We start from the raw sequence: 14,490 nt of genomic DNA, 5'->3' as shown, positions 1-14,490 counted from the left end.
GCTCGCTTTAGTTGTGAGCTCCAGCCCGTCTTTGAAGCACCGGATGCGACCGCTCACGGGTGCGTCTCTCCCGTCAGATTTGCCTCAGAAAATGAGGTGTAACGCCACTCTCGAAGGCTCCTCGAAACTGTTACAAATATGCTTTGAGTGAGATCCGCTGCAAGGGGGCCAAAAAATCGATTTTCCGGATTTGCGTGTCAAAATTCCGGAAATCCGTGTCACGCTACATCCCGGATTGCGGCTGCTGAGGGGAGGGGGCGCCGCTCGGCGTTGCGGATGTGCACTCCCCTGTGCCCTGCACAACGTTGAGTTTGCCGTTCTGCACCCCCCTCTGTCGGCTTCGCCGACATCTCCCCCTCAAGGGGGGAGATTGAGCGCCGCGTTTGCCGATGTGCACCCCCCTCTGTCCCTGCCGGGACATCTCCCCCTCAAGGGGGGAGATCGACATTGCGGTTTTTGATTTCCTCAAACAATGAACGTTTCATCCGCTGAAACGGTGGCTGGGGACTTCCAAGATAACGGCATCCCGATCTCCCCCCTTGAGGGGGAGATGTCCCGGCAGGGACAGAGGGGGGTGCGGTTCGGCAAACTCCACGCAGTGGGGGTGCAACGCGACAACCGCCGCACCCCGATCCCCTTATCCCAGCATGCGGTCGACGATGTCCTTGACGTCGCGGGAGAGCGCGGGGGTGGACTGGATGGAGCGGAGGGCCTTTTCGGCTTCGGCGCCGCGGGTGGGTTCGAGCATGCGCCAGGAGCGCATGGCGGTGAGCAGGCGGGCGGCGAGCTGGGGGTTGCGGGGGTCGTGATCGAGGATCTGGGCCGCGAGCAGCCGGTAGCCGGCGCCGTCCCGGCGGTTGAAGCCCGTGGCGTTCTGGAACGAGAAGGCGCCGATGAGGGAGCGCACGCGGTTGGGGTTGCGGGCGTTGTAGAGCGGATGCTCCATAAGCGCCTCGATCCGGCCAAGGGTGGCTTCGCCGGGAATGGTGGCCTGCACGGAGAACCACTTGTCCATGACGAGCGCGTTGTCGCGGAAGCGGGCCTCGAAGGCGGCGAGCGCCGCGCGGGTTTCGGCGGCATCGGGGAAATGATGGGCCAGCACGCTCAGCGCATGGAACTGCACCGTCATGTTGTCGGCCTCCGCAAAGGCGCGGGCGGCGCGGGCGGGATCGCCCTCCGCAAGCGCCAGATAGGAAAGCGCGGCATTGCCGAGCGCGCGGCGTCCGGCGCTCGATGCATCGGGGCTGTAGGGTTCGTGAAGGCCCATGGCCGCATGGATGGCCTCGAAATCGGCCCGGCCGGCTTCGGCGACCGCATGCAGCACGGCGCGGCGGGCGGCATGGTTGGCGTCGGGATCGCTGTTTTCCCCGAGCGCGCGGGCAATGTCGGCTTCCGAGGGCAGGGCGAGCGCCTGGGCGCGGAAGGCCGGCTCCAGCGCGCCGTCTCGGGCCGTGGCAATCAGCGCCTCGATGAGGGCCGGTGAGGCCGCCGCATTGCGGCCCTCGGTCAGATGGCGCACGCCATCCAGCATGTCCTTGAGCGCGAGATCGGTGATCGCCTGCCAGCGGCTGAACAGGTCGCCGTCGTGACGGGCAAGATGGGCGCGGTCTGCCTCCGCCTGCGGGAAGGACAGGTTGACCGGCGCGGAGAAGCTGCGGTTGATCGACAGCACCGGCCGTTCGCCGATGCCGGCAAAGGTTACGACCTGGCGGCTTTCCTTCAGGTGCAGCACGCCATCCGCAAAATCGGCACCCGAAACGGATGCGGGCGCGAGCTCCTCGCCGGAGGCACCGAGAAGGCCGAGCGCGAGCGGGATGTGCATCGGCTTCTTCGAGGGCTGGCCCGGGGTGGCGGGGATCGCCTGGTCGAGCGTCAGCGTATAGGTGCGGGTCGGCGCGTCATAGGCCTCGGCCACGGTGACGACGGGCGTGCCCGCCTGATGATACCACAGCGAGAACTGCGAGAGATCGGCGCCATTGGCATCCTCGAAGCATTTCACGAAATCCTCGACGGTCGCGGCATCGCCGTCGTGGCGTTCGAAATAGAGGTCCATGCCCTTCTTGAAGCCGTCGCGCCCGAGGATGGTCGCAATCATGCGGGTGACTTCCGAGCCCTTCTCGTAGACGGTCGCGGTGTAGAAGTTGTTGATCTCGCGATAGGCCGTGGGGCGCACGGGATGGGCCAGCGGACCGGCATCCTCGGCAAACTGCTCCTGCTTGAGGTGCCGCACCTCGGCAATGCGCTTCACCGCGCGGGAGCGCTGGTCGGCGGAGAATTCGTGGTCGCGGTAGACCGTCAGGCCTTCCTTGAGGCACAGCTGGAACCAGTCGCGGCAGGTGATGCGGTTGCCGGTCCAGTTGTGGAAATATTCATGCGCGATGATCGCCTCGATATTGGCGTAATCCGCGTCCGTCGCGGTCTCCGGATCGGCCAGCACGTACTTGTCGTTGAAGACGTTGAGGCCCTTGTTCTCCATCGCGCCCATGTTGAAGTCGGAGACGGCGACGATCATGAAGATGTCCAGATCGTATTCGCGGCCGAAGACTTCCTCGTCCCACTGCATCGAGCGCTTCAGCGCATCCATGGCATAGGCCGCGCGCGGCTCCTTGCCGTGCTCGACATAGATCTTCAGCGCCACTTCGCGGCCGGAAAGGGTGGTGTAGGTGTCTTCCACCACGCCGAGATCGCCGGCGACGAGCGCGAAGAGATAGCTCGGCTTCGGATGGGGATCGAACCAGGCGGCAAAATGCTTGTCCGGGCCGAAGCCCGCGCCGCCGAGGAAATTGCCGTTCGACAGAAGCAGCGGATTGGCCGCCTTGTCGGCAATGATGTTGACCGTGTAGGGCGCCAGCACGTCCGGCCGGTCGGGGAAATAGGTGATGCGGCGGAAACCCTCGGCCTCGCACTGGGTGCAATAGATGCCGTTGGTGCGGTAAAGGCCCATCAGCTGGGTGTTGGCGGACGGGTTGATGAAGGTCGTGACGGTGATCTCGAAGGGCGTTTCGGCCGGCAGGCCGCGGATCTCCAGCCGGTCCGGCGCAACGGTGTAACGCTCCGGAGGCAGCTCCGACTGGTCCAGCAGCAGGCCCGACAGCGTAAGCTCGTCGCCGTCGAGAACCAGTGCCGCCTCCGGGTCCGTCCCCTCGCGCCGGTGGAAGATCAGGCGGCTTTCGACCTTGGTTTCCGTGGGATCCAGCTCGAAGGTGAGATCCACCCGCTCGAGAACGAAAGGAGTGGGGCGGTAGTCTGCCAGGTGGATGGCCTGGCCTGTTTCTTTGCGCATGGTCGTTCCCGGTTCGGATCTTTGGTCTTGAGCTGTCATTCTGGCGCGCCTCGGAAACCCCTCGGGAAGTGTAAGTAGCCAGTCCTGCTACAGTGATGCTGGCATACAATTCTGAATTATTATTAAAATTGACGTTAATTAACCCCAGAACGACATCGCGCTGAAGACGTTCCGGGAAAATCCCCGCCCGTCCATCATATCTATTTGCCGCGGCATCACCTTTTTTCATGACCCGGCCACGATGGGTCGGATAGAGTGCCGGGGCGGCGGCGCTTGCCGCCGCGATCGTGCCGAGCCCCGTGCACTGCCCCTCGTGAAAGATGCCATGCCCGATATCTCTTCCGGCCCCATGCGGGGCATTGCCCTGAAACTGTGTTCCGTCGGAATCTTCCTGGCGATGCAGACGCTCATCAAGCTCGCCGGCACGGGGGTGAATGCGGGGCAGATCACCTTCTACCGGTCCGCCTTCGCGCTGGTGCCGATCATGGGCTACCTGCTCTGGCGCGGCGAGCTCCGGTCCTCCTTCGTGACGGAAAGCCCCTTCGGCCATTTCAAGCGCGGCTTCATCGGCGTGCTGTCCATGGGCTGCGGCTTCTACAGCCTGACGGTATTGCCGCTGCCGGAATGGATCGCGCTGAACTATGCGATGCCGCTCTTCTCGGTCTTCTTTGCCTGGGCGCTGCTCAGCGAGCCGGTGCGCATCTATCGCTGGAGCGCGGTGGCGGTGGGGCTTGTGGGCGTGCTCATCATCCTCTGGCCGAAGCTCACCCTGTTCGAAACGGAAGGATTCGGATCGGATGCCGCCATCGGGGCGATCGTGGTGCTGTTCGGCGCGGCCGGCGCGGCGTTGGCCATGATCCAGATCCGCATTCTGGTGAGGACGGAAAAGACCACGACGATCGTCCTCTATTTCTCGATCACCTCGGCGCTGCTCGCGCTTCTGACGCTGCCCTTCGGCTGGAGCTGGCTTTCGCTTCACCAGACGCTGCTGCTGGTGCTGGCCGGCTTTGCCGGCGGCGTGGCGCAGATCTTCCTGACGGAAAGCTACCGCCACGCGGAAGTCTCGACCATCGCGCCCTTCGAATATTCCTCGATCCTGTTCGGCATTCCCGTGTCGTGGCTGCTGTTTTCGGAGGTGCCGGCCCCGACCATGCTGGTCGGCACGGCGATCACCATCGGGGCGGGCATCTACATCATCCACCGGGAGCAGAAGCTGCAGCGGGCAACGCGCGTGCCGGAAATTTCCGTCCGGTAGGCCTCAGCCTTCCGAGAGCGGCGACACGCCTTCCGTCCCCTGCATGGGGATCGGCATGGCGTGGAAGTCTGTCGCCGCATCCCGCGTGTCGGTCACGCGGCGCTGCATGCGCCAGAAGGCATAGCCCGCATAGAGCGCAAAGGCGGTCGCCAGGAACCAGAGCAGCCCGTTCGGCCCGACATATTCCATGGCCGTGCCGCCCATCAGCGGCCCGGAAACCGTGCCGAGACCGTAGAGGATCATGATGCCTGAGGAGATCATCACATATTCCTCCGGCTCCGCGCGGTCGTTGGCATGGGCGACGTTGAGCGCATAGACCGGATAGAGCACGGTGCCGACGAGGAAGGCGCCGGCATAGAGCAGGTAGGTGCTGAAACCGCCGGCAAGGCTCATCGCGGCACAGGCGAGAACGCCCGTTATCCCGCAGCCGATCATCACGTATCGGCGGTCGATCCGGTCCGACAGACGCCCGATGGGCATCTGCGAGACCGCTCCGCCGGCGAGCGCCGCAGCCAGCAGCGTCGCGCCCTCGGCGGTGCTGAGGCCTGCCTTCTGCGTATAGACGCCGCCGAGGCTGGCCCAGGTGCCCGAAAGCGCGCCCGACAGCAGCGAGCCCCAGAAGGCGATCGGCGAACGCTTCAGCAGACGGGTGAGGTTGAAGGTCGCCTTGGCGATCGGCGCGGGCGTTTCCGCCGTCGACAGCGCGGTCGGCAGCAGAGCCAGCGAGAAGATGACGCCGCAGAGAATGAAGAGGTCCGGCTTGTCGATGTCGCCGAGCGGCACGAGATACTGCCCGCCGATGGAGCCCACGAGGCAGGTGATCATGTAGACCGAAAACAGCGTGCCGCGATTGTCGTTGTTGACCCGCTCGTTCAGCCAGCTTTCGATGATCAGGTAGGCGCCGGCAATGGCAAAGCCCGACACCATGCGGAAGAAGAACCAGGCGCGCCATTCCACCATCAGCGCGCAGAGGAGAATGCCCACCGTCAGCAGCGTGATCAGCGCCGCGAAGACCCGCACATGCCCCACGCGCCGCACGAAGAAGGGCGTGACGATGCAGGACAGGGTGAAGCCGAACGTGTAGCCGGTCGCTATCAGCGAGATCACGATGGTCGACCAGCCCTCGTTCAGCGAACGGATCGGCAGCATGTAGTTCATCAGGCCGAATCCCACCATCATCAGCAGGGTGGAGGCCATGAGGCTGGCGATGGAAAACAGGCTGCGAAGCATGGAGAAATCCCGTGGCTGGCGAGGGCGGAAGCGCGCGGCTCCCCGATATCATCGCGAAAGCGGCAGACTGATGGCGGCGTCAATTGCGACAGGCGTTTTTCCGTTACGGATCGGCGTTTTATTTAAATGCCTTACATTAACCGAACATTAGTATTGTTCTTGATTTAAAAGAACAAAAAGAGCAATTTGCCTGTGCGGACGGGATGAGAGTCTGTCCGATCTGCGGAACAGGCGGCTGGTTTGCCGTCGGGTTCAAGCACCGGGTCAAGTAATGCAAAATCTGGCAGTGCCAACATCTTCATCCTCGCCGCCGAAAGAGCAGGCGTCCGGAGAGCCGTCGCGTCCCCTCGCGCCGGAGGTCATTGCCGCGCATCCCGGCCTGCTTCAGGCGCTCGCGGCGCTGGCCCACGGCCTGCGCGCCGTCTTCGGCACCAATCCCCGCCTTGGCCGCACGCTTGCCTCCCACCAGCGCTGGCTGCTGGCGCAGGGCGCCGTCGCGCTGCATCTCGAATACCGCCCCGAAGACAAGAATTCCGGCCTGACGGTCGGCCGCCTTCGCGACCTCATTACCGCCACCTCCGCCGCAAGCCGCAACACGGTGCTCAACTTCATGGAAGAGATGCGCCATTACCGCTACGGCCGGGACGTGCCGCCGCCGGACGGCACGCGCAGCCGCCGCCGCCGGGTGGAGGTGACCGAACTTGCCGAAGAGGCCATGCGCCGCTGGTTCGAGGTCAATCTTTCGGTTCTCGACAGCATCGATGGCGGGACCCGGCACGAGATCTGCCTGTCCGAACGCGGCCTCTTTGCGGATGCGCAGCCGCGCATGGCGCGTGCCTGCCTCAGCGATACCCGCTGGCTGGAGCCGCCGCCGAATGTCGGGCTTTTCCAGTGGACCGAAGGCGGCGCCCTCGTCATGGACGAGCTGGTGGCGCGCTGCGCCGCCATCGAGCCGGACGAGGACGGGCGCTACAGCGTCGGATCGATCAACATCCGCTCCATGGCCGACGAATACATGATGTCGCACACCTATCTGCAGCGCCTGTTCCGCAAGGCGGCCGAGGCCGGCATCATCGGCTGGAGCGGCCAGCGCCGGAAGGCGGATCTCTGGATCTGCAAGCACTTCCTGCTGGAATACGGCGCCTGGCAGGCGGTCAAGCTTTCCCACCTCGACCACGCCTTCCACGCGGCGATTGCCGCGGCTGCTCCGGCGGCCTGAACGCCCCTCAGCGGAACTCGAAGGGTCCTTCCCCGCGGCGTGCCGCGCGCGATCCCGGGCGGCTGAGGCCGAGCGCGCTCAGCTGTTCGTTGGTGGCAAAGCAGGCGGGCCGCCCCCGGACCGACAGCCGCTGCATCAGAATCGCGGCCTGAAGGCTTTCGAAAGCGGAATGGACACGGTTGATACGATTGTTCATGGCGGTCGATCTCTGTCTTCAGATCCGGTTGAACGTGCGGATTCGCGTGGAGCCCACAAGAACCCTGCGGTCGACCTCCCCCTACAGGCAGAATAAGACAGACTGTTGAAATGTCATCGCCGCGAAGCGCCGGGCAGCCATGCGCTGGGCGCAGGGAATGGCCTCAAATCCGCCGGTTTCTCCTGTCCGTCCGGCCGCGGCGACCGGCTCAGCCGAGACCGAGCTCGTCGAGCTTCTGCCGGAAGGCGAGAAGATCCTGCCAGGCGAGGCGCTTCGAGGCGGGCGCGCGCAGCAGATCGTCCGGATGCAGGCTCGGCAGCGCCGGAATGGCCCTGTCCTCCACCTGCAGCCGCTTCCACTCGCCGCGGATCAGCTGGATCGAGGCATTGGGATCGATGAGGTAGCGCGCGGCGAAATTGCCCAGCACCAGCACGATGCGCGGATTGCAAAGCGCGATCTGCCGCTCGACGAAGGGGCGGCAGATATCCATCTCCGCCTGTGTCGGCTGGCGATTGCCCGGCGGACGCCAGGGCAGGGCCGTGACCGCGGCGACCTTCTCCCGCGTCAGCCCGATGGAGGAGAGCATGCGGTCGAAGAGCGCGCCGGAGCGCCCGGCAAAGGCGGTGCCGCCGGCATCCTCGTCCGAGCCCGGAATGGCGCCCACCACCATGATGCCCGTATGGCATTCGCCGCCGGCAAGGATGGTGGAGCGCGCGCCGCGCTTCAGCCCGCAATGATCGAAGGCATCGATGGCGCCCCGGAGATCCTCGAGTGTCATGGCCGCGGCCGCGACCCGGCGCGCCTCGGCAACCGCTTCCTGATCGGGGAGGGGAATGGGCTGGGCGCCGGCGGGTGCCGGGCGCTGGGGTGCGGCACCGCGCTCGCCCCGCTGGGGCTGGCCTGTTGCCTGCGGCGCGGCCGCGGCGCGCTGTGCCTGCATCGCCATGCCGCGCGCCTGCCGCTCGGCGGCAAATTCCGCAAAGCGATCCACCGGCTCGTCTTCCATCAGCACGTCGACGCCCGCATCCGCATAGAAATGCAGGAGGGCCGCGAGCGCGTCGGGCGGAAGGTCTTGGAGCTGGATCATGGGTTCGACCTTATCCGACCCGGGCGCGGCTTTTCAAGCGCGCTGCCTCAGGCCGTCCACTCCGCAATGTCGTCGCGCTCGCCGATGAGGGCCAGCCCATGGGCGATGGAGATCAGCTCGCCGCCGCTTTCGATGCGGTCCGCCGCAAAGCGTTCGGAAAAGATCCGGCGCACGGCGGGCACGAAGGAGGTGCCGCCGGTGAGGAACACCTTGTCTATCGCGCCGGCCGGTGTTTCGGTGCTGGCCAGCACCTCGTCCAGCGCCCCTTCGATGCGGGCGAGATCCGGCGCGATCCAGCGCTCGAAATCCGCACGGCGGACGGTCTTGCGGCCCGCCGGACCGAGCGGCGCGAAATCGAACTCCGCCTCCTCGGCCGAGGACAGCGCCATCTTCAGCCGCGACACCGACTGGTAGAGCGGGAAACCCTCGTCGTGATCGACGAGATCGATGAACAGCTCCAGCATGTCGGGCCGGTCGGCGACGCGCACCAGCTTCTTCAGCTCCTGGAACTCCTTCGAGGTCTTGAAGATCGACAGCTGGTTCCACCGGCCGAAATTGGCGTAGTAGCCGCCGGGCACCTCCAGCTTCTTGTCGAAGCTGCGGAAGGTCGTGCCCTTGCCGATCTCCGGCGACACCACGTTGTCGACGATGCGGAAGTCGAAATGGTCGCCGGCAACGCCCACGCCCGAATGGCCGATCGGCCGTGCGCGCAGCCGCCCCGCCTCCCGCTCGAAGCGGATCAGCGAATAGTCGGTCGTGCCGCCGCCGAAATCGGCAACCAGCACGGTGGCATCGCTTTTCAGCTGCTGGGCAAAGAAGAAGGCCGCCGCGACCGGCTCGTAGACATAGTGGATATCGGGAAAGCCGAGGCGCGACAGCGCCTCGCCGTAGCGCTGCAGCGCCAGCGCCTCGTCCGGATTGGCGCCGGCAAAGGCCACCGGCCTTCCCACCACCAGCCGGCCCGGCTCCTGCGGCCAGGCCGCCCCCGCGTAAGCCCTCAGCCGATCCACGAAGGTTTCCATCAGGTCCTCGAAGCTCGTGCGCCGGGCAAAGATCAGCGTCGCCTGGAACAGCGGGCTTGCCGCGAAGGTCTTGATCGACTGGAGAAAGCGGCAATCGCCGGGATTGTCGATGAACTGCCGTATCGCGGCCTGCCCGGCCTCCGCATTCAGCGTCATGTCGCGCTTCTTCAGGAAGGACAGCGCCGTGCGCATCGCATCCTGCTCGCCCGCCGGGCTGACGAAATGCATCGACCGCGTCGCCCCGTTCTCCGCCGACGCCATCACCGAATTCGTCGTGCCAAAATCAAAACCCAATGCCCGAGCCATGCCCGTCACTCCTGTCTGCCGCTGTCGGTGTGGGAAATGGCGGGCCTGGTTCCACCGGCGCCACCGCGAAGGACGCGCCTGATGCCACGTTCGCCCCGCATTGGCAAGGGGGCGGCTGCGGGTTCGGGTGGTGGCGTGGGGTTTGTTGTGCTGCACCCCTCTGCCGGCTTTGCCGATCGGCACCCCCCCTCTGGCCTGCCGGCGTTGCGTTTGCAGATCTGCACCCCCCTCTGGCCTGCCGGCCATCTCCCCCTCAAGGGGGGAGATCGGGATGCTGTTATCATGGCAGTCCCCAGCCACCGTTTCAGCGGATGAGACGTTCATTGTTTGAGGAAACCAAAAACCGCAAGGTCGATCTCCCCCCTTGAGGGGGAGATGTCCCGGCAGGGACAGAGGGGGGTGCGGTGCGGCAAACTCGACGCCGTGCGGCGCTGCATACGCGCCAATCTCCCCCGAAAACCAAAAGGGCGGGGATGACCCCGCCCTTGGCACCTCACTTCATCGTGTAGACGTCGATGGGGAAGTACTTGTCGTTGATCTTCTTGTAGGAGCCGTCGGCGCGGATTTCGTCGAGGGCCTTGTTCAGCTTTTCGCGCAGGGCGTTGTCTTCCTGGCGCACGGCGATGCCGACGCCCTCGCCGACGAACTTGGGATCGGTGATCGGGTCGCCGACGATCTTGCAGCATTCGCCGTCCTTGCTCTTGGTCGTCCAGTCGAGCAGCGGCAGCATGTCGCCGACCTGCATGTCGAGGCGGCCGTTCACCATGTCGAGGTTCACCTCGTCCTGGGTGGGATAGAGCTTGATCTCCGCATCGGCATAGACGGCGGAGATGTAGTCCGCCTGGGTGGTGCCGGACTGGGCGCCGATGGTCTTGCCCTGCATCGCTTCCGGGCTGAAATCCGTCAGGGGGCTATCCTTCGGCACCACGCGCGTCATGGCGGCGAGGTAATAGGGATTGGTGAAGGAGACCTGCTTCTTGCGCTCTTCCGTGATGAACATCGAGGCGATGATCATGTCGTACTTCTTGGCGAGAAGGCCCGGAATGATGCCGTCCCAATCCTGCGCGACGACGGTGCATTCCGCCCCCATCTTGGCGCAGAGCGCCTGGCCGATCTCGACGTCGAAGCCGGTGATGCTGCCGTCGGCCTCGATCTTGTTGAAGGGCGGATAGGCGCCTTCCGTGCCGATGACCAGCTTGTCGGCCGCACCGGCGGAGGCTGCAACAAAGCCCGCGGCGGCGAGAACCAGGGCTGCGATGGTTTTTTTCATGTCGTGTTCCCCAAATGAAATGCCACTGATCAAAATACCGGTCTAAGGCCCCTCGGGCCGCCGGCTTTCTTGTCGGTCGGCGCCAGGAATGGCCCGGACTTCCGACGCTGGACACTTTAGCGTTCAAAGTGCATAAGCGAAATAGATACTGAAGATAGTCGGAATTGTTTCTGTTGATGAGGAGGGGGCGCATGGCCCGGCATCGTCTCGAGCGTTTTGCCCACAATCTCGACTGGAACCTGCTGCGCACCTTTGCCATCGTCGTGGAGGAGGGATCGATCACCGCGGCGGCAAGCCGGCTGCTTCTGCAGCAACCCGCCGTGAGCATGGCGCTGAAGCGGCTGGAGCAGACCGTCGGCCACCGGCTGATCGACCGCCGGCCGGGGCGCTTCGATCTCACGGAGGCGGGCGACCGGCTCTATCGCCAGTGCCGGGACATCTTCGCGGCGGTGGTGCGCCTGCCGGAATCGCTCGACCAGGCCGGCGAGGACGTGACGGGGCATGTCAGCATCTATTCCGTCAGTCACGTGCACAGCCCCTACTGGGACGAACGCCTCTCCAGCTTCTTCGCGGCCCATCCCAAGGTCAGCCTCAGCGTGACCATCCAGACCACGACGGACGTGATCTCCGCCGTGGAGCGCAACCTCGCCACCATCGGCATCTCGGATGGCGTCATTCCCGAGGGGCTCGACCGCGCCCCCTTCAAGCAGGAACGCTATGCGCTTTACTGCGGGCGCGGCCACCGGCTGTTCGGGGTGCGGGGGGTGACGCTGGATGCGCTGCGCGGCGACCCCTACGTCACCTTTCCGGCCGACATGCTGGGCGGACCGCACATGAGCGCGGTGACGGCGGTGCGTGCGCTCGGCTCCTTCGGGCAGGAAGTGCGCGCGGTATCGAGCCATGTCGAGGAGGTGCTGCGGCTTATTGCGGCCAATGTGGGCATCGGCATGCTGCCGGTGCATCTCGCCGGTGCGGCGGTGAGGGCGGGCCGGCTCTGGCAATTGCCCCCCTACGACAACCTGCCGGTGACTGATGTCTTCCGCTTCACCAATCCCAACGCCATGCTGAACGCCGCCGAGCAGCGCTTTCTCGCCCATGTGGCGGATACGGCGTTTCTGCCCGAGGAGATCGAGCCCAGCGAAGACTATTTTTCCTATTGATACCCATCTTCGAGGGTATAAATTTGAAAGCGGGTTCGCCCCCTTCTAAAGCTCCTTGCCTGTAACAGGAGGGCAGGGCGCATGGATCGGGTGGATGTGGCGATCATCGGGGGCGGCATTGCGGGTGCATCGCTTGCGTGGTTTCTCGGCGGGCAGCAATCGGTGGCCATCCTCGAGGCCGAGGATCAGCCGGGCTATCACGCCACCGCGCGCTCGGCGGCAGAATTCGTGCTGAACTACAATCCGCCGGCCGTTTCGGCGCTGGCGCGGGCGGCACGGCCCTTCTTCGACAATCCGCCGGAGGGCTTTGCCGCCGTTCCGCTTCTCGTTCCCCGGGGCGGGCTGGTCATCGCGCATGAGGAGGATGCCGCACTTTTCGAGCGTCAGGTGGCGGAGCTTGCGCCACGCGTCCCGGGCCTTGCGGTCCTGACGCGGGCGGAGGCCGTTGCCCGCATGCCCATCCTCGATCCGGACAGTTTTGCCCATGCCTATTTCGATCCGGAATACTGGGACATCGAGGCGGATGCGCTGCTGCAGGGCTATCTGCGCGGCGCACGGCACCGGGGTGTGGCGCTGCGGCTGAAGTCGGGCGTGCTCGATCTCGACAGGCAGGGCGGGCTCTGGCGGATCGAGACCGCCTCCGGTCCGCTTCTGGCGGAAACGGTGGTCAATGCCGCCGGCGGCTGGGCCGACCGGGTGGCAATGCTTGGCGGGGTCGCCCCGCTCGGGATCACGCCGCTGCGGCGCACGGCCATTCTCGTCGATCTGCCCGACGGGATCGATGCCTCCCGCCTGCCGGAACTCAACGACATCGCCGACGCCTTCTATTTCAAGCCGGATGGCGGACGGCTCCTCGTTTCGCCCGCCGACGAGACGCCCTGCGAGCCCGGCGACGTGCAGCCGGAGGAGATCGATATCGCCTGGGCAGTGCATCACCTGGAGTCACACAGCTCCCTCGGCGTGAAGCGGGTGGCCAAGGCCTGGGCGGGCATGCGCACCTTCTCCCCGGACCGCCTGCCGGTCGTCGGCTACGATCCGCAGGCGCCGGGCTTCTTCTGGCTGGCCGGGCAGGGCGGCTTCGGCATCCTCACATCCCCCGCCCTCGGCGCCCTCGCCGCCGCCCTCATCCGCCACCACCCTGTCCCCGCCCACCTCGCGGCAGAGGGGATTACGGAGCAGACGTTTTCACCGGCCCGGTTTGGTACGGCGCGGGGGGCATGACGGGGGTGTGGGGTGGGGGTGCCTGCAAACCGTTGAGTTTGCGGATGCGTACCCCCCTCTGCCCGCAAGGCGTCGAGTTTGACGCACCGCACCCCCCTCTGGCCTGCCGGCCATCTCCCCCTCAAGGGGGGAGATCGGGATGGGGTTTATGATGGCAGTCCCCAGCAGACGTTTCTGCAAATGAGACGTTCATTGTTTGAGGAAACCAAAAACCGCAATGTCGATCTCCCCCCTTGAGGGGGAGATGTCCCGGCAGGGACAGAGGGGGGTGCGGTAAGGCAAACTCGGCGCTCGATCTCCCCCCTTGAGGGGGAGATGCCCCGGCAGGGGCAGAGGGGGGTGCGGTGCCTCAAACTCGACGCCCGCCCGGGACAGAGGGGGGTGCGGTGCCTCTACCTCCACGCCCCCCGCTCAGACGCTGCGGGCGGCGCCGCCGTCGCAGCGGATCATCGATCCCGTGATGTAGCTGGCGCGTTCGGAGAGGAGGAAGGCGGCGGTGGCGCCGAATTCTTCGGTGGTGCCGTAGCGGCCGGCGGGGATGGCGGCTTCGGATTCGGCGCGCACGGCCTCGAGGCTGCGGCCGCTCCGCTCCGCCGCGCGCCGGTCCAGGTCGTCGAGGCGGGCGGTGAGGATGCTGCCGGGCAGCAGCATGTTGACGGTGACGCCCTCCGCGGCGACCTCGGAGGCCAGCGTCTTCGACCAGCCCGACAGTGCCGGCCGGAGCGTGTTGGAAAGCGCAAGACCCGGAATGGGCTCGATGATGCCCGAGGAGGCGACCGTCAGGATGCGCCCGAAGCCGCGCTCCCTCATGCCCGGCAGGACCGCATGGGTGAGATCGATGAGGCGCAGCACCATGGCATTGAAATAGGTGGTGAGCAGGTCGGGCGTGAGGTCGGCGGCGCGGCCGGGCGGCGGTCCGCCGGAATTGTTGACGAGAATGTCGAGCGCCCCGCCATAGATCTGGCTGACCGTGGTGGTCAGGCGCTCGACCACATCCTCCTGGAAGAGATCGGCTTCCGTGAAGAAGGCGCGGCCGGGCCCGGCGTCGTTCAGCCGGGACGTGCGCTGGGCGAGCTCGTCGCGGTTGCGGCCGCACAGGATGACATCCGCGCCTTCCTGCACCAGCGCCGCGGCAATGCCCGCGCCAAGCCCGCGCGAGGAGGCCAGCACCAGCGCGCGCTTGCCCATCAGACCAAGATCCATGCAATGTCCTTTCCTTGACGTGAGGCGCCTTCGCCGGA

At 65.7% G+C, this 14,490-nt stretch carries 11 protein-coding genes; 4 read left to right on the top strand and 7 right to left on the bottom strand.

The features are described 5' to 3' along the window. Positions 1 to 637 precede the first annotated feature (637 nt). The gene (gene pepN, locus GGR23_RS14325) at positions 638 to 3,283 is read right to left on the bottom strand and encodes an aminopeptidase N (protein ID WP_183366982.1); all 2,646 of its coding nucleotides are present in this window, start codon (positions 3,281 to 3,283) and stop codon (positions 638 to 640) included. Positions 3,284 to 3,608: 325 nt separating this feature from the next. Between pepN and GGR23_RS14320 the strand changes: the two genes are divergently transcribed. Next, positions 3,609 to 4,538 (top strand): DMT family transporter, encoded by a 930-nt coding sequence (locus GGR23_RS14320; protein ID WP_183366981.1) that lies wholly within the window; start codon positions 3,609 to 3,611, stop codon positions 4,536 to 4,538. A gap of 3 nt (positions 4,539 to 4,541) precedes the next feature. Here the strand turns inward: GGR23_RS14320 and GGR23_RS14315 are convergent, their stop codons facing one another. After that, positions 4,542 to 5,768 carry an MFS transporter gene (locus GGR23_RS14315; protein WP_183366980.1) on the bottom strand — a complete coding sequence of 409 codons (1,227 nt, stop codon included), beginning with the start codon at positions 5,766 to 5,768 and terminating at the stop codon, positions 4,542 to 4,544. Positions 5,769 to 6,039: 271 nt separating this feature from the next. Between GGR23_RS14315 and GGR23_RS14310 the strand changes: the two genes are divergently transcribed. Further along, on the top strand, positions 6,040 to 6,987 hold the full coding sequence (locus tag GGR23_RS14310) for a hypothetical protein (protein WP_183366978.1): 948 nt from the start codon (positions 6,040 to 6,042) through the stop codon (positions 6,985 to 6,987). A gap of 7 nt (positions 6,988 to 6,994) precedes the next feature. On the opposite strand, the gene GGR23_RS14305 is transcribed toward GGR23_RS14310, so the two are convergent. From GGR23_RS14305 to GGR23_RS14290, 4 genes are all read right to left on the bottom strand, one after another. Then, entirely contained in the window at positions 6,995 to 7,183 is a 189-nt protein-coding gene (locus GGR23_RS14305) for a hypothetical protein (RefSeq protein ID WP_183366976.1), read from the bottom strand. Between the two features lie 208 nt (positions 7,184 to 7,391). Then, entirely contained in the window at positions 7,392 to 8,270 is an 879-nt protein-coding gene (locus GGR23_RS14300; RefSeq protein WP_183366975.1) for a uracil-DNA glycosylase, read from the bottom strand. A 47-nt stretch (positions 8,271 to 8,317) separates the two neighbouring features. Next, complete coding sequence (locus GGR23_RS14295) at positions 8,318 to 9,598, bottom strand: Hsp70 family protein (RefSeq protein WP_183366974.1); 1,281 nt, start codon at positions 9,596 to 9,598, stop codon at positions 8,318 to 8,320. Positions 9,599 to 10,091: 493 nt separating this feature from the next. Beyond that, positions 10,092 to 10,868 carry an ABC transporter substrate-binding protein gene (locus GGR23_RS14290; RefSeq protein ID WP_183366973.1) on the bottom strand — a complete coding sequence of 259 codons (777 nt, stop codon included), beginning with the start codon at positions 10,866 to 10,868 and terminating at the stop codon, positions 10,092 to 10,094. A gap of 191 nt (positions 10,869 to 11,059) precedes the next feature. Here GGR23_RS14290 and GGR23_RS14285 point away from each other — a divergent pair, with 191 nt between their 5' ends. Both GGR23_RS14285 and GGR23_RS14280 read left to right on the top strand, forming a co-directional pair. After that, entirely contained in the window at positions 11,060 to 12,028 is a 969-nt protein-coding gene (locus tag GGR23_RS14285) for a LysR family transcriptional regulator (protein WP_183366972.1), read from the top strand. Positions 12,029 to 12,109: 81 nt separating this feature from the next. After that, positions 12,110 to 13,249 carry an NAD(P)/FAD-dependent oxidoreductase gene (locus tag GGR23_RS14280; RefSeq protein ID WP_183366971.1) on the top strand — a complete coding sequence of 380 codons (1,140 nt, stop codon included), beginning with the start codon at positions 12,110 to 12,112 and terminating at the stop codon, positions 13,247 to 13,249. A 411-nt stretch (positions 13,250 to 13,660) separates the two neighbouring features. Here the strand turns inward: GGR23_RS14280 and GGR23_RS14275 are convergent, their stop codons facing one another. Next, on the bottom strand, positions 13,661 to 14,452 hold the full coding sequence (locus GGR23_RS14275; protein WP_183366970.1) for an SDR family oxidoreductase: 792 nt from the start codon (positions 14,450 to 14,452) through the stop codon (positions 13,661 to 13,663). Between the last annotated feature and the right edge of the window lie 38 nt (positions 14,453 to 14,490).

The organism is Gellertiella hungarica (assembly GCF_014197145.1).
GTDB lineage: Bacteria > Pseudomonadota > Alphaproteobacteria > Rhizobiales > Rhizobiaceae > Gellertiella > Gellertiella hungarica.
This window is presented reverse-complemented; position numbering and strand designations above follow the sequence as displayed.